At 41.0% G+C, this 17,742-nt stretch carries 16 protein-coding genes; 5 read left to right on the top strand and 11 right to left on the bottom strand.

Annotated elements, in window-relative coordinates:
• Positions 1-11: 11 nt before the first annotated feature.
• The 5 genes from K6V26_RS08290 to K6V26_RS08270 all read left to right on the top strand — a co-directional run bounded on the left by K6V26_RS08290 (position 12) and on the right by K6V26_RS08270 (position 6,721).
• Positions 12-1,163 carry a DUF262 domain-containing protein gene (locus K6V26_RS08290; protein WP_224265078.1) on the top strand — a complete coding sequence of 384 codons (1,152 nt, stop codon included), beginning with the start codon at positions 12-14 and terminating at the stop codon, positions 1,161-1,163.
• Positions 1,160-2,293 (top strand): AAA family ATPase, encoded by a 1,134-nt coding sequence (locus K6V26_RS08285; RefSeq protein ID WP_224265077.1) that lies wholly within the window; start codon positions 1,160-1,162, stop codon positions 2,291-2,293. Before K6V26_RS08290 ends, K6V26_RS08285 begins: the two co-directional genes overlap by 4 nt.
• Before the next feature lies 1 nt (position 2,294).
• Positions 2,295-3,134 (top strand): hypothetical protein, encoded by an 840-nt coding sequence (locus tag K6V26_RS08280; RefSeq protein WP_224265076.1) that lies wholly within the window; start codon positions 2,295-2,297, stop codon positions 3,132-3,134.
• A 134-nt stretch (positions 3,135-3,268) separates the two neighbouring features.
• Positions 3,269-5,083: a YgiQ family radical SAM protein gene (locus K6V26_RS08275; protein ID WP_224265075.1), complete on the top strand. Its 1,815-nt coding sequence runs from the start codon at positions 3,269-3,271 to the stop codon at positions 5,081-5,083.
• Positions 5,084-5,158: 75 nt separating this feature from the next.
• Positions 5,159-6,721, top strand: a complete 1,563-nt coding sequence (locus K6V26_RS08270; RefSeq protein ID WP_224265074.1) for a TlpA family protein disulfide reductase — start codon at positions 5,159-5,161, stop codon at positions 6,719-6,721.
• A 116-nt stretch (positions 6,722-6,837) separates the two neighbouring features.
• Here the strand turns inward: K6V26_RS08270 and K6V26_RS08265 are convergent, their stop codons facing one another.
• From K6V26_RS08265 to K6V26_RS08215, 11 genes are all read right to left on the bottom strand, one after another.
• A complete protein-coding gene (locus K6V26_RS08265) occupies positions 6,838-7,218 on the bottom strand; it encodes a RidA family protein (RefSeq protein ID WP_195439136.1) in 381 nt (126 codons plus the stop codon).
• 13 nt (positions 7,219-7,231) lie between these two features.
• Entirely contained in the window at positions 7,232-7,984 is a 753-nt protein-coding gene (gene rlmB, locus K6V26_RS08260; protein WP_007656237.1) for a 23S rRNA (guanosine(2251)-2'-O)-methyltransferase RlmB, read from the bottom strand.
• Positions 7,985-8,126: 142 nt separating this feature from the next.
• The gene (locus K6V26_RS08255) at positions 8,127-10,067 is read right to left on the bottom strand and encodes a hypothetical protein (protein WP_224265073.1); all 1,941 of its coding nucleotides are present in this window, start codon (positions 10,065-10,067) and stop codon (positions 8,127-8,129) included.
• A 123-nt stretch (positions 10,068-10,190) separates the two neighbouring features.
• Positions 10,191-10,604: a hypothetical protein gene (locus tag K6V26_RS08250; RefSeq protein WP_129698148.1), complete on the bottom strand. Its 414-nt coding sequence runs from the start codon at positions 10,602-10,604 to the stop codon at positions 10,191-10,193.
• Between the two features lie 62 nt (positions 10,605-10,666).
• Complete coding sequence (locus K6V26_RS08245) at positions 10,667-11,014, bottom strand: DUF1622 domain-containing protein (protein WP_007657176.1); 348 nt, start codon at positions 11,012-11,014, stop codon at positions 10,667-10,669.
• Between the two features lie 58 nt (positions 11,015-11,072).
• Positions 11,073-11,834, bottom strand: a complete 762-nt coding sequence (locus tag K6V26_RS08240) for a hypothetical protein (RefSeq protein ID WP_007657177.1) — start codon at positions 11,832-11,834, stop codon at positions 11,073-11,075.
• Positions 11,835-11,901: 67 nt separating this feature from the next.
• Positions 11,902-13,566, bottom strand: a complete 1,665-nt coding sequence (gene recN / locus K6V26_RS08235) for a DNA repair protein RecN (protein WP_224265072.1) — start codon at positions 13,564-13,566, stop codon at positions 11,902-11,904.
• Positions 13,567-13,575: 9 nt separating this feature from the next.
• Positions 13,576-14,490, bottom strand: a complete 915-nt coding sequence (gene porD / locus K6V26_RS08230) for a type IX secretion system protein PorD (protein WP_046147001.1) — start codon at positions 14,488-14,490, stop codon at positions 13,576-13,578.
• Positions 14,487-15,689 carry a bifunctional phosphopantothenoylcysteine decarboxylase/phosphopantothenate--cysteine ligase CoaBC gene (gene coaBC / locus K6V26_RS08225; RefSeq protein ID WP_224265819.1) on the bottom strand — a complete coding sequence of 401 codons (1,203 nt, stop codon included), beginning with the start codon at positions 15,687-15,689 and terminating at the stop codon, positions 14,487-14,489. The genes porD and coaBC overlap by 4 nt, the downstream gene beginning before the upstream one ends.
• Before the next feature lie 113 nt (positions 15,690-15,802).
• Positions 15,803-16,954, bottom strand: a complete 1,152-nt coding sequence (locus K6V26_RS08220; RefSeq protein ID WP_007657181.1) for an iron-containing alcohol dehydrogenase — start codon at positions 16,952-16,954, stop codon at positions 15,803-15,805.
• Positions 16,955-16,958: 4 nt separating this feature from the next.
• Positions 16,959-17,732 carry a 3'-5' exonuclease gene (locus tag K6V26_RS08215; protein WP_007657182.1) on the bottom strand — a complete coding sequence of 258 codons (774 nt, stop codon included), beginning with the start codon at positions 17,730-17,732 and terminating at the stop codon, positions 16,959-16,961.
• Between the last annotated feature and the right edge of the window lie 10 nt (positions 17,733-17,742).

Here is a 17,742-nt window from a genome sequence, read left to right as displayed (position 1 = left end):
AAACGTAAAATATGGAAAACAAGGAAGATATTGCTCCAAATCAATCAGATATTGATGGGGTAGAGAAAGAGGACATAAATGGTGAAATGGATGCTGATGTTATAACCAAGCCATTTAAGCCCGATGATATTGATGTAGATATTGCTACAGTCAATCTTGGTTCCGTTATAGAACAGTTGGAGAATGAAGAAATAGAACTTCAGCCGGATTTTCAGCGTGCAACCGATGTGTGGGATAACACAAAGAAAAGTAGGTTAATAGAATCCATTTTATTAGGATTGCCTTTGCCATCTTTCTATTTCAGTGAGGATTCTGTAACTAAAAAGTTGTCTGTAATTGATGGCTTGCAGCGTTTGTGTGCAATCCGTGATTTTATTCTAAAACCCAAAGACGAAAATCCTTTGACTTTACAAAATTTACAATTTTTAAAAAATTTTGAAGGGAAAACCTATTCAGAACTGGAACGTCCCGATATAAGGCGTATAAAAGCATTAAAGATAACAATGAATATACTTCGCAAGACTACACCTAACGATGTAAAGTTTATTATATTTCAACGTGTAAACACCGCAGGAGAACCTTTAACTCAACAAGAAATGCGTCATGCTTTAAATCAAGGGTATGCAGCTTCATTTATAAAGGATTTGGCTGAAATGGATTCTTTTATAAAAGCGACCAAACATTCGGTAAAATCCAAAAGAATGGGAGACCGTGATTTTGCCAATCGCTTTGTAGCTTTCTTTATTGGTTATAACGAATACAATGGAGAATTGGATGCTTTCCTAAACGATAAAATGGGTGAACTGAACAGAATGAATCTGGAGCAAAGAGAATCCATACGGCAAGCTTTTGATAAGTCAATGGCATGCTGCTATCAAATTTTCGGTGATGATTCGTTTAGAAAACGACTCAATGAGAAGGATCCCAGAAAACCTATTTCTAAAGCTGTATATGATACGTTGAGTGTAAATATAGCTTGGTTGACAGATGAAGAGAGGTCTAAATTAATAGACAACGCGGATATATTCAAAGAAGGAATGATGAAACTATTTAACGACAAATCATTTAACTTTGCAATCTCCACAGGCACAGGCAAAAAGCATAGTGTTGAGTTACGCTTTACACGAGTAAAAGAGTTAATTAGAAAAATAATAGAATCATGATTACAAACTTAAATATACATAACTTTAAACTGCATAAACAAACACAGCTCGATATAAAGGGACTGACTATCCTAACAGGCATGAACGGGATGGGAAAATCAACTATTATACAGGCATTGACTTTATTGCGTCAATCATTTCTAATGAATGATTTAGACATCGGTCTCAACCTGAAAGGTGATTTGTGCGATGCCGGAATATCCGGAGAGCTGGCTTGCCAATCATCCGATGAACATTCATTGAAGATAAAATTGAAGTTCTCGCAGCAGGATGATTTGGCATATGTATTTAATTATCCGGATAATATCATGGATACGTTATTACCGGGTACGGAAGGCAATATAACTGATAAGAACGTCCTGTCGAAGTATTCTTTATTCAATGAGTATTTCCAGTATTTGAGTGCCTTCCGGTTTGGTCCTCAGAAAAGTTATAATCGAGACACATCTTTGGTGGTCAGCAAGAAACAGATTTCCAAAATTATGGGACAGTGTGAATATGCTGTTCATTTTTTAGAGCAATATAGAAATATGGATATTCCTATCAAGGAGTTGGCCATAACAGATGAAAATGATATAACGCCGGATTTTAGATTAGTCATACAAGTAGAGCGATGGTTACGTATGATTTCCCCCAATATAAAGATTAATATCGAGCAGTCGGGTGAAGACTTTAAATTGAAATACAAGTTCAATCGAGAAGAAAATACAATTACTGAAGATATAACTGCACTAAATACAGGTTTTGGCGTTACCTATGTGCTGCCTATTTTAATCGCTATACTTAGTGCCGGTAAGGATTCTATCATTCTTATAGAAAACCCGGAAGCCCATATCCATCCTAAAGGCCAAGCTATACTGATGGAGTTAATGGCAAAAGCTGTTGCCAATGGTATACAAATCATCTTAGAGTCACATAGTGACCATATCATTAATGGCAGCCTTGTGGCTGTAAATAATAGGTTGATTACACCAGAGCAATTATCCATTTATTATTTCAACAGAGAAGAACATCAGCATGTTGCTGTTTCTTATCCATTAGAGATTTCTAAGAATGGTCATATCAAACGTCCGCCAAAAGGCTTTTTTGACCAGATAGATATTGATTTGAAAACTTTGACTGGATTCTAAAATGGAACATAGTGAACTTTTTATAATGTTTCCTTCTTTTGAAGAGGTGAAGGAGAAACCACATTACATAAAATCCGTAGATATAATACCTTTGAAAGAGATCAGTAAAACAGTTGACTGCCTGAATGAAATAATTCATTTCTTTCAAAATGAGAATTATGATGGTTATTATGATGGAAAGAATATACAGGCATTTTTGTATCCATTAGAAATAGCCGAAGATTGTTATCCTAATATGAAAACTCGTTTTCGTGTAATGATGAAACAATGGGGAGAAAACTGGCGGAATGATAGAAAACAAAGTGATACAGAAAAGTATTATTATTATCATATGGAAATAAAAGATGATACTCTCTGCGAATTGACAAAACGTAAAAAAGATGCGGATGATAAAAGTACGTTTCTGTTGATAAATAAAGAAGCGTTTTCTTGTTCAGAAGACAGGATTAAGACAAAATGTGATGATGAAAATTTTGACATTGACGTTAGGATGGCAGAAATTAAGCCTATAGCTGAATGGTTTGAAATCAATCGGATGCCCCAAAGAACATTTCACTTAAATCCCAAACATGGTGAACTAGGTAAAGGGGCACACCCTTCAAACAAAGGAGAAAAAGTATCTGTATTAATGTGTAGCAAGGGTGAAGCTGGTATCTTATTAAAAAAAGCGTTAGGTGAAGACTTAAGAACATTATATTTTTATGATACGAAATATAATCAATACATCGAATTTAAAAGAGAAAGTGAAAATGTTTACCATGCTTTTCATTTAGATAAGGATGATGAGAAACTAATTCCTAATAATATCAAAAAGGCGATTAAGAAACTATCTCAATCATAACCCGAACACCTTACCAAACGGTAAGGTAAGTGGAAGACATTGCCTGTAGTACAGATAATGGTGTGTCTCTGTGTTTAATCGTTTTGTTCAACAGAATTGGGGAAAGTTTGGTTAGTAAACATTACCTTTGCACCATGAAAACATTCAGACCTGAAGCATGGTTGCCCACCACCAAGAAAGAAGTTGAAGCGCGTGGATGGGATTATATAGATGTAATTCTTTTCAGTGGGGATGCCTATGTGGATCATCCTTCGTTTGGTGCTGCCGTTATCGGACGTACTTTGGAAGCCTTGGGACTGCGGGTGGCTATTGTTCCGCAGCCGGACTGGCGCGGTGATTATCGTGATTTTAAGAAACTGGGAACTCCCCGCCTCTTCTTCGGAGTCTCACCCGGAGCGATGGATTCGATGATCAATCATTATACGGCCAATAAGCGGTTACGTAGCGATGATGCCTATACTCCGGATCGCCGGGCAGGAATGCGCCCGGATTATCCCAGCATTGTCTATACCAAAATACTGAAAGAACTTTATCCCGACGTACCGGTCGTACTCGGTGGAATCGAGGCTTCTTTACGCAGGCTGTCTCATTATGATTACTGGCAGGACAGACTCCGGCCGGGTATTCTGGCAGACAGTCCGGCTGATCTTCTGATCTACGGTATGGGGGAACTTCCCATGAAGGAATTGGTTACCCGCCTGAAGGCCGGAGAATCTTTTAATTCATTAAAAGATATTCGCCAAACAGTTTATCTGACAGGAAAGGAAGAGAAAAAGCCCGATGACATCGTACTTTTTTCACATGAAGAATGTCTTCGCGATAAATTAAAACAGGCTAAAAACTTCCGTCATATCGAAGAAGAATCGAACAAATATAATGCATCGCGTATTCTCCAGCAGGTTGGAAAGCAGACTATTGTGGTCAACCCGCCTTTCCCGCCCATGACGGAAGCCGAAGTAGATGCTTCGTTCGATCTGCCTTACACCCGCTTGCCGCATCCCAAATATAAGGGAAAAGTCATACCAGCATTCGAGATGATCAAGTTTTCAGTAAATATGCACCGGGGATGCTTTGGTGGCTGTGCTTTCTGTACAATCTCCGCCCACCAGGGAAAGTTCATCGCTTCCCGGAGCAAAGAGTCTATCCTGAAAGAAGTAAAGGCTATCACGGAAATGCCAGATTTCAAAGGATACCTGAGTGATTTGGGAGGTCCTTCCGCCAATATGTACCGGATGAAAGGCAAAGATCAGAGTATTTGTGCCAAATGTAAAAAACCGTCCTGCATCTCTCCTGTCATCTGTAAAAATCTGAATGCGGACCATACTCCGTTGCTGGACATTTATAAGGCAGTAGACAGTATGCCACAGATCAAACGCTCATTTATCGGTAGCGGCGTACGTTATGATCTGCTGTTGCACCGTTACGACGATGAAATCGTAAATAAGTCAGCTCAGAGCTACACGGAAGAGTTGATCGCCCGGCATGTATCGGGCCGTCTGAAAGTGGCTCCCGAACATACGGAAGACAATGTTCTGAAAATGATGCGTAAACCTTCTTTCGATCAATTCGGACAATTCAAAAAAATATTCGACCGTATCAACAAGCAGCAGGGACTTAACCAACAATTAATTCCATACTTCATTTCCAGCCATCCCGGCTGTACGGAAGAAGATATGGCAAAACTGGCTATCGAGACCAAGAAACTGCATTTCCAACTGGAACAGGTACAGGACTTCACTCCTACACCCATGACACTGGCTACGGAGATATATTACACAGGTTATCATCCTTATACATTAGAAAAAGTATATACAGCCCGTACAAAAGAACAGAAACTGGCACAACGGCAATTCTTCTTCTGGTATAAACCGGAATTTCGCAGGCAGATAACCCAGGCGTTACAAAAAATAGGAAAAAAAGACCTGCTTACTAAATTATTCGGCCGGTAAACAATAATATTTCACCTATCCTGCTTGTTAATTACGAAAAAATCGTAATATTGCATTTACTTAATTCATATAAATATGGTAAAAGCACTTTTAGCAGGTATATCGCTTATATTCGTTATATCTGCACAAGCACAAAACGAATTCACGATAAAAGGCAAAATCTCCGGACTGGAAGACAGTATTCAGATTGTCCTTTATCGTAGTGACGGACAAGTCATGAGCCAGATCGCTCAGGATACGGTCATCAATGAATGTTTTACCTTCAAAGGTGAAACCGTCGACAATGCTCCCGAAACATTAATGGTCTCCAGCCATGACAAAGGGTTTCCAAACACCTGGCTGGATGTATGGGTGGCTCCCGGCAAAGAGACAACCGTTACCGGTAATAATAAACTTATCAGGACATGGAATGTATCGGCCGATATCCAGGAACAGCAGGATTTAAACCGGTATGCCGACGCTTGCCGGGAAGAATGTAGTAAAGAACAGGAAATATATATACAGTTAATGGATTTGTTCTCCAAAGGAAGGACGGGCAATCCTTCCGAAGAAGAAAAGAATGCGATCAGGAATGAAATGAAAGAACTTCAGAAAAAAACGGATTCATTACGACTGATCTCCTCCCAAAAAGAAATCGAAATAATGCAGCAAACTCCTAAAGGAACAGTCTGGATGGATAAATTGCTAGGCCAATGCAAGCAAAGTAAATACATGGAGAACTATCCTTATAAGGAAGATTTGATTGCTTTATACAACAAGTTATCCGATAATGAGAAAAACTCTCAGGCTGGTAAGGAAATCACGGTATGTCTTTATCCTCCCGTTACAGTGAAAGAAGGCGATGAAATGGCGGATACCGACCTTTACGACCTGCAAGGCAATATTCATCATCTGGCCGACTATAAAGGTAAATATCTCCTGGTCGATTTTTGGAGCCGCGGTTGTGGTCCTTGTATGATGGCTTTGCCGGAAATGAAAGAAATATCCGAAACATGGAAAGACAAAGTAACTGTCATAAGTCTGAGCACAGACACAGAAAAAGGATGGAAAGAGATTTCTAAAACGAAAGATATGTCATGGGTAAACCTGAATGATTTTGGAGGAATGAGCGGACTGGCAGCTAAATATAATGTAAGAGGAATACCTCATTACGTCATTATCTCACCGGAAGGGATCATTCTGCATAGCTGGAGCGGATACGGAAAAGGATTACTTAAACGTAAGCTAAACAAATGGGTAAACAAATCAGACCGTGTTATGTCTGTGAAAAAGGAAGGGAACACGACCATTGTTGATTTTCCTATTGAAAAATCAAGCAATACGGAAACTGTAGAGATCAACAGAATAGAGTTGACCGGTTCTGAAACGATTTTCCATATGAAAGCCTTTAATTCTCCCGGATATTGGGTAAGTATCGGCAAGGACACTTTCCTGAAAACAGAAGACGGTACTCATTATCCGCTAACATCAGCAGACGGCATCACACCGGACGAACGCTTCACAATGCCGGAATCAGGTGAATATTCCTTTAAACTGCACTTCCCCGCTTTGCCGGCCGGAACAAAAACAGTCGATTTCATCGAAGGTGATTGCGATTCCTGTTTCAAAATAGTAGGTTTGTCACTGACTCAAGAATAAAGATACGGACTTACCTGAAAAAAATAAGGGACTTTTGAAATGTTAAGACAGGACTTTTAAAAACGAAAGTCCTGACTTTTAACTTCAAAAGTCCCTTATTTTTTTGATAGTGATTATCAAGCCTTTACAGCGATCACTTCAATCTCTACCAAACCATTCTTCGGCAAAGTCTTTACAGCAACAGCCGAACGTGCTGGAAAAGCACCTTCAAACTGAGAGGCGTATACTTCGTTCATCGCTCCGAAATCACCCATATCAGCAAGAAATACAGTAGTTTTGACTACGTCGCTGATATCAAGACCGGCTTCTGTCAGGATAGCCTTCACATTCTTGAAAGCCTGAGCTGTCTGTTCCTTTACAGCTCCTTCTACGAAATTACCGGTTGCCGGATCGATACCCAGCTGTCCGGAAGCGAAAAGCATATTTCCTACTTGTACAGCCTGGCTGTAAGGACCGATGGCGGCCGGTGCATTTGTTGTCGCAATAACTTTTTTCATTGTGTTTATCTTTTTAGTTGTTTTGTTCTTCATTCATACGCTGGCGGACAACCTCATAAATCAGGATGGAGCTGGCTACCGAGACGTTCAGGGAACCGATCGTTCCGAACTGCGGTATTTTCACCATGCTGTCGCAGATTCGCAGGTTATCCATAGAAACTCCTTTATCCTCTGCTCCCATTACGATAGCAACCGGACCGTCATATTTGATAGAAGTATAGTTCTCATAAGCTTTTTCGCTGGCTGCATAGACCTTGACTCCGCTAGCCTGTAAAAAACGAATGGATTCTTCAATGCTTTTCTCTTTACAAACAGGCAATACATGTAACGCTCCGGCAGATGTTTTGATGGCATCCGCATTCACTGTCACGCTTCCTTTGGCCGGAATAACAATGGCATCCACACCGGCACATTCGCAGGTACGGGCAATTGCTCCGAAATTACGGACATCGGTTATGCCGTCCAAAAGTACGATGAAAGGATTCTTTCCCTGTTCATAAACGAAAGGAATAATATCTTCCAGACGCTGATAAGTAACAGCCGGAATAAAGGCAATCACTCCCTGATGATTCTTCCGGGTCAGGCGATCAAGACGTTCGGCCGGTACACGCTGTACAGGAATATCGCGTCCTTTCAGCACCTCGAACAATTCACGGGAAAGTTCTCCCTGCAACTCGCGCTTAACAAGTATTTTATCTATTTCCTTATCGGCCTGGATAGCCTCGATTACGGCACGTATGCCGAATACCATTTCGTTTTCCTTCATATTCCTTATTATCAGCAGTTTATTATATAAATTGCAAATATATAACCACTATACAACTACAATCTATGCTTATTTTACTGCAAAGATAAGAATATTATATCAACCAGCAGTCATCTGATTATGGCAAGCGGATAAAAACAAGCTATATATCAGACAACCCACCCGGGGCATATATCAGCCCTTTAGACTTTGGCTCTACTTTATCATTGCCTTTTGTTCGAATAAGAATCGCTCCGGCAAAGCCTAAGGAGGTATACCGTAATGCCTGTGCCGGTGTAAGTCTTTCGATAGAACGAATATCCGCAGGATGCAGAGATTCCAAAGCCCAGGTTGTATCGACTACGTATCCGTCAAGCAAAACAACCAACGTATTCCCATTCCGGGTAATTGAATTACCAATTAAAGCCGCTCCCCGCGTCGTTCGTATCTCATATTTTTCATTTACAGACATTTTTTCATCTTCTCCCTGCTGAATCTCACATATTTCAAATCCGATCATTCGTTCCAGGTAAGGAATTATGTTAGGATACGGTGGATTTTCAAATTCTTTTTCACCCCAATAATTTACGCCATAAAACTCTTTTGTAGAGGGAATGTCTTCCTTTATACGAGCCGTAACAGTGATAGAAGGCAGATGGTAGATTGAAAAAGAATCAATATAGGCAGAAGAAGCAGGCTCCTTTATGCCCATAGAAAATTCTTTATACAAATTTACCACACCCGGAAAAGTATCATTATCCATTATTATCTTATAATCATAACTTTTCCCTTTCTCTTTATAGGCTTGCAAAAAGAAACTCTCTCCTTCTTTAAAATCATCAACGCCGATAACAAAACGTCCATTTAGAATATCTGCATCATAAGTAAAGCCTTTATCATTATTAATGGCAATCAGATGTCCTTTTTTAAGAGGGCGACCGGATTCTGTTTCAACATATCCTGATAAAGCCAATACATCCTCCGGTTTATAAAGATAATCATAAGAATCCTGCAATATATCCTGCCACATAAAGCGTCCCCATTTTCTGGTTAGCAAATATGTCCTCAATTTATTCGTTGAGTCCATACAAAGTGCCAGATCAGGAATGGGTCGGGACAAATCACTGTTAAGTAATGCTGCCTTTTCTTCTGTTGTAAATTGATTGGCAGAACTGCGCCGGGAATCATAATAAATTAATGTTTCTGAAACCACCCGGTTCTTTTTGTCCAATAAGATACCGGCTATCAACCCCGACGTATAATCTGTAAACGGAATAACACCACTTCTATGTGCTGTATCGATCTTTTGTTGCAAACAGACCGCTCCCCTGTGGAAAAGCATAAAAGAGTAGGTATCGGTATCATCATCGGAGAAAAGTATATTATAACAAATTCGTTCCCTGTTCTGATTTAATTGCAACACAGGTACTGAGGTTACAGGCGGACAAGGAAAACGATGTGCCCCTATCCGGATATAATATAAAGACAAAGAATCAGGAATAAAAGAAAAAGAACCGATCCCATAGCTATCTGTAACCAAATTGGAATAAACCGTATCAGACGAGCCTTTGCACAGAGAAGCTGTTGTTTGTACCGGCAATCCATTTTCATCTTTTACTTCAAAAGCTACATTTTGTAAACTGCCGGATAACAAATGACCGCCTTCAGGGTAAAAATAAACATGGCTGGGAATGTTACCGCTATACCGGGTAGTCGATAGGTTATCGACCGGTATTGTTATTAGGGTAAAAGCTGTTGGAGAAAAATTTTGCATCAAACGAGTATAAGCACGCAGATAATAATTACCGGAAGGCAAATCTGTTTCCAGAAATAACTCTCCCTTAAAACAAGCGGAGTCACACTTATATTTCTGTCGGCACAAAACAGAATCTTCCCTATTTATTAATTCTATATAAACATATTTACTATAAGTTGAGGGTTCTAAAGCAGTCGCTTCCAGTAAGGTTCCGGAAAAAGAAATAGTATCTCCCTGTCTGTAATCAGAATGATCGGTATGCAATAAAATCTTTTCACTTCGCAAAAAAGTAAACGAAGCAAGAATATTTGTTATACAAACCAATAATAAGAAACAGAAAGTTTTCATATTTCTATCCGACAAAAGTTTAGTAACAAATATAATAACAAAATCGGCAATAAACAATTGAAAAACATGTTTTACATTACTTTTATCACAGATTCTTATTAATTTGAAACAAAACAATTTTCTTTATTGTTGTTTTTTCCCTTGAATAAGAAATAATACTCCTGTTATAATCAGTGCAGATGACAAACCTGTATAAAAAACGGAAATAAAAGAGTCCGGCAATAAACGGGAATGACGGATTCCCACTCCTAAAGTGATCATAAAAATCATCACAATCCAACCTTTGGCATCAAAGAAAGAGAAAGGACAATTCTTTTCTCCTTTTTGGGCAATACGACGGCTATGCTTTCTGAACAAACGTAAAAATACAAAATTAAGGAATAACAGAAACACAATAACTGCTTCTCCCACCTTTAACACCGAATAGTGGGCATCATGCATCCACGTAAGAATTCCTATCCGGAGAATATTGACTCCGGCTATAATCCATACGCAACCTGCTATAAATAATAATATCCGCTTATTGACTCTGAACATCCGTCTACTTTTACTAAAATGCAAAAGTACGATTTTTAACGACATATCCTAATCCTGACAGTTCATGAAGCCTCCTTTTCACTATCCAACTCTTTAATCTCCTTATTCAGAAAAACGGAAAGGATAGTCCTTAAAACAACAATACCGCCAAGGATAGCCAGTTCGTCCAAACTGGGTTCCAAGACGGTTTTAAGAATATCTGAAGCGATCAGCAACTCCAATCCCAATAATAAATAAGTACCTAATTCCGCTCGCAGCCGACGGATATTGACTGTTGAATATTGTCCGGTAAATCGCTTGAGTTCGTTTCCGAGAAAAGAGATAAAAGCGACCAGTGCCCCGTAAGTAACGATCAGCAGGCTTACCACGCTAATAACCGTAGCCAGAATATTTAGAAAATGCGTGAACATGAGTTTATTCTTTATACTAGGAACAAACTCATGTTCCGGAAAGTTCAATCAGTAATTTTCAGCTTCTGCGGTAAACTTCAGAGCGTTTACTTTCCTGCCGTTTATTGTCTTTTTCCTTTTTATCCTTTTCTTTTCTGTCTTTGTCTTTCCTGTCTCTATCGCGGTCACGATCTCTCCGGTTGTCCGGTCTTTTATCCTTATCGTACCGATCATTTCCCGGTCTGGACGGTTTATTGAAATGCTGGTTATTATTGGGACGATTATGGTTGTCCGGACGCCACTGTCCGTTATCATGATGACCGGGACGATCGTATTTACCCCGATACCACTTGCCGTCATCAAAACGTCCATGCCATCGTCCGTTTGAATATTCCCATTGATTATGCCAGTAATGGTCTTCATAACGCCAGCAAATATCGGAAGGACGATAATTCGGATAGTGAGGGTTATTATACCATCCCTGATAATCATGGATACGCTGCGGACGTTCGCGAACAAAACGAACATACAGACGGAATTGCGAAGGAGAAAGAACTCGTTGTAACTTACGGTCACGTTCCATACGCAGATTAAATATCTTCTTGGCAGACTGGTCCCAATAGCGGTAATGCTTACGGGCTTCCTTTTCTATTCTCTGACCGTACTTATGTACGATATTATGATAATCGGCAGCCTGTCTTCCATTCAGACGCATGGCCTGTTCCATCCAGAGACAACTCTGGCAATGTGGCTCATTCCAACCAAAACTGATCCAAAACTGAGCTTGTCCCGGCAAACTGCACAATAAAATCAACAAACATATAAAGCTAATCCGTTTCATGACTGTTCATTTTTAGTTAGTAATTACATCTATGACCGTTCTAAATATAAAAGGTTTAATAGACATATCAGCGTTTAGTTTTCAATAACTCTTTTGCATTGGCTATCGAAGCGCCGGTTAGTGACGCACCGCTCAACATGCGGGCAACCTCTTTAACACGTTCTTCTTTATTCAATTTCTTAATGCGGGTTATCGTACGTTCCGTTGTATCTTCCTTATAGACAAAGAAATGATCTTTGCCCTTTGCAGCAATCTGTGGCAAATGAGTAATGGTTATCACTTGCATCTTTGTACCCAGATCCTGCATAATATCCCCCATTTTATCGGCGATATCACCGGAAACTCCTGTATCCACTTCATCAAAAATAATAGCGGGAAGAGCAGTGAAGCCGGCAATCATTGCCTTAATGCATAACATAAGACGGGATATTTCACCACCGGAAGCAGTTTGGGCAACCGGTTGCAGTTCGCCACTCTTATTGGCAGAGAAAAGGAAACGAATATCGTCCATTCCATCGCTTTCCGGCTCCGGACGGGTAACAAAATCGATGGCAAACCTCACATTCGGCATCCCCAGCGGAATAACCATTTTTACCAGTTGAGAGGCAATAGCTTTGGAGGCGATCTTACGTTGCTCACTCAAAACAGCGGCCTGCTGAAGTAATTCCTGATATGATATTTCCAACTGGGCTTTTATCCCCTCGATCTGCTCGTCGAAAGAGTCTATATCATGTAGCTGTTCCGTATATTTATCCTGAATGGCAATCAACTCTTCCACTGTCGGAACCCGGTGTTTCTGTTCCAATGTGTACAAAGTGTTCAGGCGTTCGTTCACCCATTCGAGACGTTCAGGATTGAACTCGACATCTTCTTTAAGAACATCGGTTTCTGAAGCCAGGTCGTTCAGATCAATATAGGCAGAACGCAGACGTTCGGCAATCTCCCTGGCTTTTGGATAAAACCTTTCCAACGAATCGGCGGTCGAAAGGGCCTCTTTGATAAGCTGTACGCTTCCCTGCTCTTCGCCATTCAACAATTCTGTTATTTTATATAAGGATCCTTTAATATCTTCGGCATGCGACAATGTCTCCAACTCCTGCTCCAGTTCTTCCTGTTCACCGGCAACCAGATGAGCATCCGTCAGTTGTTCCAGTTGGAAACGGATATAATCCTCTTCCTGCCGATTCTGGTCAGCCTTCTCCGTCAAATCTTTCAACTCCCGTTTCAAAGAGAGATAACGCTGGTATTCTTTACGATACAGGATCAGAAGGATTTCGTTTTCCGCCATTACATCGATTACCTTCATCTGGAAGCGATTATCTCCGAGCAACAGGTTCTGATGTTGCGAATGTATATCGATCAGTCGGCTTCCCAGTTCCTTCATGACGGTAAGCGGCACAGGTGAATCGTTAACGAAAGCACGCGACTTGCCGGATGCAAACAGTTCCCTGCGAAGAATACATATTTCCGGATCATACTCCAGATCATTCACATGAAAAAATTCTTCCAGTTGATATTTGGAAACATCAAATGTTGCTTCGATCACACATTTATCCGAACCGCTCTTGATACTTTTCCCGTCGGCCCGTTGGCCCAATACCAACGACAAAGCCCCTAAAATAATAGACTTCCCGGCTCCCGTTTCACCGGTTATCACCGAAAAGCCGTTATCAAACCGAATATCCAGACTATCTATTAAGACAAAATTCTGTATGAATAAAGATCTCAGCATAATTCTCTTTTACTTTTTAAGTGGCTCCAAACGAGTTGTCATTGCCGGATAGAGGTTGGAAAGCATTTTGTATCCTTCCTGCTTTTCGGTCGTAGTTGCTTTGGAATATATGGCAACAACTTCATCCAATTTGGAATCGGCAAACATTTGTAACAGGACAGATGTCGGACGGGTTTTCTTCAATTCCTCCAATGTCGGCAATAAAGACAAGATCGTAGTACGTCCGCGATCCACATTAGCAGCCATTTCATCGAGACCTTTCCGATGGTAATTGTACCACATGTCACGATATCCTTCCGAAGCATTTTCATTCAATGCTGTTGCTATTGCGTGCCGGTTACGGTCACTGTCAAAGGCTTTCCAACCGTTCCACGACATTTGAGACTGCGCCAGGGTGACAACCTGTTGCGCTTGTTGGAAAAAAGCTGTTCCGCCTCTAGGTGAAAAGCTGTCGAAATCGAGTCCCAGAATCGTATATAAATAGAAAACAACAGTAGCGATCAGGTTACTGTTTAACGTATTCTCCGTATATTCCAACTGTTCGAACTCTGTGTAATCAAAGTCTAGTTGTGTATCACGGAAATTCAGCAAAGTCGTTACATAACTTGAGTTGTACACCGGACGACTAGCCTGAATCTGCAATTCAGCCTTATAACTGTTATCAGTAGCCTCGTTGATAATGATATTAAAAGTACAGTCAATCCGTTCGTTGATACCAAAGGTTGCATCCGTCCATTTCCGGGTATTGATAAACTGAGTCAAAGCGTCCTGCAAAGTAGTATATACCTGCTTATTAGTCCCCTGGATCTTATCACTGTTGATTTTGACCTGGGCATTAAACTCGTTTGCTCTATCTTGCGCATAACCGATAAAGGATGTAGTTCCCAACAGGAACAGGAATAACAGTCTTTTAATCATTTTCATTTCAATAATGTTGCCAACTTATTTACGATATCAACAGCTACCCCTTGTTTTGATTTCAACGGATAACCGGTTGTTTCTCCCTGACGGTCGATAATGGATATCTTATTGGTATCACAACGGAAACCAGCACCTGCGTCACGAAGCGAGTTCAACACGATGAAATCGAGATTTTTCCGCTTCAATTTGCTTTCGGCATTCGTTGCTTCGTTATTTGTCTCCAAAGCAAAACCGACCAGAACCTGTCCTTCCTGTTTAATTGCCCCTAAGGAGGCAGCAATATCTTTGTTCGGAACCAGGTGAAGCATCATTTCCCCTTTACTTTCGCGTTTGATCTTTTCGTCTGCTTGTATCTCCGGACGATAATCGGCTACAGCCGCACATAATATACCGGCATCCGCTTCGGGAAAAGCCGTCATGGCCGCCTGATACATTTCTTCGGCAGATTCCACATCAATCCGTTGTATATTCGGATGCGTGGTCGTCAACGATACCGGGCCGGCTATCAATGTAACTTCGGCCCCTTGCTGTGCACAGGCCTCTGCCAGTGCAAATCCCATCTTCCCGGAAGAATAGTTACCTATAAAACGTACGGGATCAATCTTTTCGTACGTCGGACCGGCTGTTATTACAATCTTTTTTTTTTCAAGGACGGTGCGGGAAGCGAAAAACTCTTCCAGAACAGCTATAATCTTGTCCGGTTCCTCCATCCTGCCTTTACCTACCAGATGGCTTGCCAATTCACCTTCAGCTGGTTCGATGATATGGTTTCCGAATGAACGGAGACGGTCCAGATTCTGTTGTGTAGAAGGATGGGCAAACATATCCAGGTCCATTGCCGGAGCGATGAAAACGGGTGCTTTGCAAGACAGGTAAGTTGTCACCAGCATGTTATCGGCTATTCCATTAGCCATCTTGCCGATTGTCGACGCTGTTGCCGGAGCAATCAGCATGGCATCTGCCCACAGTCCCAAATCGACATGGCTGTGCCACGAGCCGTCGCGGTTAGAGAAAAACTCACTGATAACGGGATTACTACTTAAGGCAGAGAGTGTTATCGGTGTAATAAACTCTTTCCCAGCAGGTGTTATTACAACCTGTACCTCGGCACCTTTCTTTACCAATGCACGGATAATATAAGCAGCTTTATAAGCAGCTATACTTCCTGTAATTCCTAATATGATATGTTTACCTTTCAGCATCATTCTTATTCATTCAAATAAATATTCATCCGAAAGGGATTTTAGTTTCATCCGGGAGAAATTTGACTTTCTCCCGGATGGAATTAATTTTCCTCCCGGATGTATCTTTTTCCTTATAAACGCAACAATAAGATATCGCGCGTTACCTTACTGTCAATATTGTGATGTTCACCCAGATGCCAGCCTTGTTTATCCACAGGAGCAGCCAATGCATCCAAGTCGTTTTCTGTAATGCCACATTCACTCAAACGGGTATTCAACCCCATCCGGCGGAAAAAATCTTCGCAGGCCGTGATTGTTTGACGGGCACGTTCTTCTTCCGTTCCGCCGGTTATACCGAAAACTACTTCACCCATACGGGCCAGTTTTACTTGTTTCTCCTTAAACATATATGTCATAACGCCCGGCAAAAGTATTGCCAACGTCTGTGCATGGTCCAGGCCGAATTGGGCAGTCAGTGCATATCCCATACGGTGAGACGACCAATCCTGAGGAACCCCTTGTCCGATCCATACGTTCAAAGCATTGGTAGCGGCCCACATCAGATTGGCACGGATATCATAATCATGCGGATTATCCAACACCTTGAGACCTTCCTCATAGATCACTTTCATCAGTCCTTCGGAAAAAGCATCCTGTACCTTGGCATTAACCGGATAAGTAAGATATTGCTCTACGACATGAATAAATGAATCGACAACACCATTGGCTACCTGTCTCGCCGGTAATGAATAAGTTACTTCCGGATCAAGTATTGCAAACTGCGGAAATACCAACGGAGATGCAAAATTCAGTTTCTCACGGGTTTCGGCACGTGAAATAACAGAACGCTCATTCATTTCGGAACCGGTAGCCGATAATGTCAATACGACACCCAGTGGCAATGCTTTCTTAATCACACCGCCTTTGGATAAAATATCCCAAGGTTCGCCTTCATAATAATAAGCTGCGGCAATGAACTTGGTGGCATCTATAACCGAACCGCCTCCTACTGCCAGCAGGAAATCAATATTTTTCTCTTTAACGACATCAACGGCTTTCATGCAGGTTTCATAATGCGGATTGGCTTCGATTCCTGAAAATTCAGTCACTTCAAAACCGTTCAATGCATTTGTCACCTGGTCATAGATTCCGTTTTTCTTAATACTTCCGCCTCCATAGACCATTAACACTCTACTTCCGGCAGGAATCAAGGCTGATAAACGTGCAATTGTACCTTTCCCGAATACAACTTTTACAGGATTAGCAAACTCAAAGTTATTCATTGCGTTATTTCGAATTAAAACCTCTCAATTTGATTTCGGTAAGAATCTTCTTCGTATTCAGCGGGAAGTCTCCATTCATAATCCAGGAATAATATCCGGGGTCTGTTTTCAGAACTTCTTCCACCAACTTTCCCTTGTATTTACCAAAGTTAATGACCTCTTTACCATCTTCATTGTAGATCATACGACCGGCAAAATCGACATTGTTAGTAAAACTGGAATATTTGGATAAGAAGTCGATATCATTCTGCAAATCGTCCGGATAACGGTCTAACTGAGCTTTCAGAATCTCATAAGTCGCCATTGTATCGGCCTCTGCCGTGTGAGCATTTTCGAGGCTTTTGTCACAATAAAACTTATAGGCAGCCGATAATGTACGTTGCTCCATCTTATGAAAAATGGTCTGCACATCGACAAATTTACGTTTGTTCAAATCAATATCTACCCCGGCACGAAGGAATTCTTCTGCCAGCAGAGGGATATCAAAACGGTTGGAATTATATCCGGCCAGATCACAGCCTTCAATCTGTGCCGCCAGCGATTTGGCTATTTCTTTAAAGGTCGGGCAATCTTTTACATCTTCGTCCGTAATACCGTGAATCGCTGTCGACTCCGGTGGAATGGGCATTTCCGGATTGATCCGTCTCGTCTTTGATTCTTCCTTGCCGTTAGGGTGAACTTTCACAAAAGAGATTTCAACGATACGGTCTTTTACTATATTTATACCCGTAGTCTCCAGGTCGAAGAAGACTATCGGGTTTTTCAGGTTTAATTGCATTTCTTATTTA

Origin of the sequence: Parabacteroides goldsteinii, from assembly GCF_020091425.1 — a bacterium.
In the GTDB taxonomy this organism is placed as follows: Bacteria; Bacteroidota; Bacteroidia; order Bacteroidales; family Tannerellaceae; genus Parabacteroides; species Parabacteroides goldsteinii.
This window is presented reverse-complemented; position numbering and strand designations above follow the sequence as displayed.

Bases quoted from the DNA above. Each gene is read 5' to 3' on its own strand.
- rlmB (WP_007656237.1), bottom strand. From the start codon at position 7,984: ATGAAGGAAAACGAAATGGTATTCGGCATACGTGCCGTAATCGAGGCT.
- K6V26_RS08285 (WP_224265077.1), top strand. From the start codon at position 1,160: ATGATTACAAACTTAAATATACATAACTTTAAACTGCATAAACAAACA.
- recN (WP_224265072.1), bottom strand. From the start codon at position 13,566: ATGCTGAGATCTTTATTCATACAGAATTTTGTCTTAATAGATAGTCTG.
- porD (WP_046147001.1), bottom strand. From the start codon at position 14,490: ATGAAAATGATTAAAAGACTGTTATTCCTGTTCCTGTTGGGAACTACA.
- K6V26_RS08250 (WP_129698148.1), bottom strand. From the start codon at position 10,604: ATGTTCAGAGTCAATAAGCGGATATTATTATTTATAGCAGGTTGCGTA.
- coaBC (WP_224265819.1), bottom strand. From the start codon at position 15,689: ATGCTGAAAGGTAAACATATCATATTAGGAATTACAGGAAGTATAGCT.
- K6V26_RS08245 (WP_007657176.1), bottom strand. From the start codon at position 11,014: ATGTTCACGCATTTTCTAAATATTCTGGCTACGGTTATTAGCGTGGTA.
- K6V26_RS08215 (WP_007657182.1), bottom strand. From the start codon at position 17,732: ATGCAATTAAACCTGAAAAACCCGATAGTCTTCTTCGACCTGGAGACT.
- K6V26_RS08220 (WP_007657181.1), bottom strand. From the start codon at position 16,954: ATGAATAACTTTGAGTTTGCTAATCCTGTAAAAGTTGTATTCGGGAAA.
- K6V26_RS08275 (WP_224265075.1), top strand. From the start codon at position 3,269: ATGAAAACATTCAGACCTGAAGCATGGTTGCCCACCACCAAGAAAGAA.
- K6V26_RS08280 (WP_224265076.1), top strand. From the start codon at position 2,295: ATGGAACATAGTGAACTTTTTATAATGTTTCCTTCTTTTGAAGAGGTG.
- K6V26_RS08255 (WP_224265073.1), bottom strand. From the start codon at position 10,067: ATGAAAACTTTCTGTTTCTTATTATTGGTTTGTATAACAAATATTCTT.
- K6V26_RS08265 (WP_195439136.1), bottom strand. From the start codon at position 7,218: ATGAAAAAAGTTATTGCGACAACAAATGCACCGGCCGCCATCGGTCCT.
- K6V26_RS08290 (WP_224265078.1), top strand. From the start codon at position 12: ATGGAAAACAAGGAAGATATTGCTCCAAATCAATCAGATATTGATGGG.
- K6V26_RS08240 (WP_007657177.1), bottom strand. From the start codon at position 11,834: ATGAAACGGATTAGCTTTATATGTTTGTTGATTTTATTGTGCAGTTTG.
- K6V26_RS08270 (WP_224265074.1), top strand. From the start codon at position 5,159: ATGGTAAAAGCACTTTTAGCAGGTATATCGCTTATATTCGTTATATCT.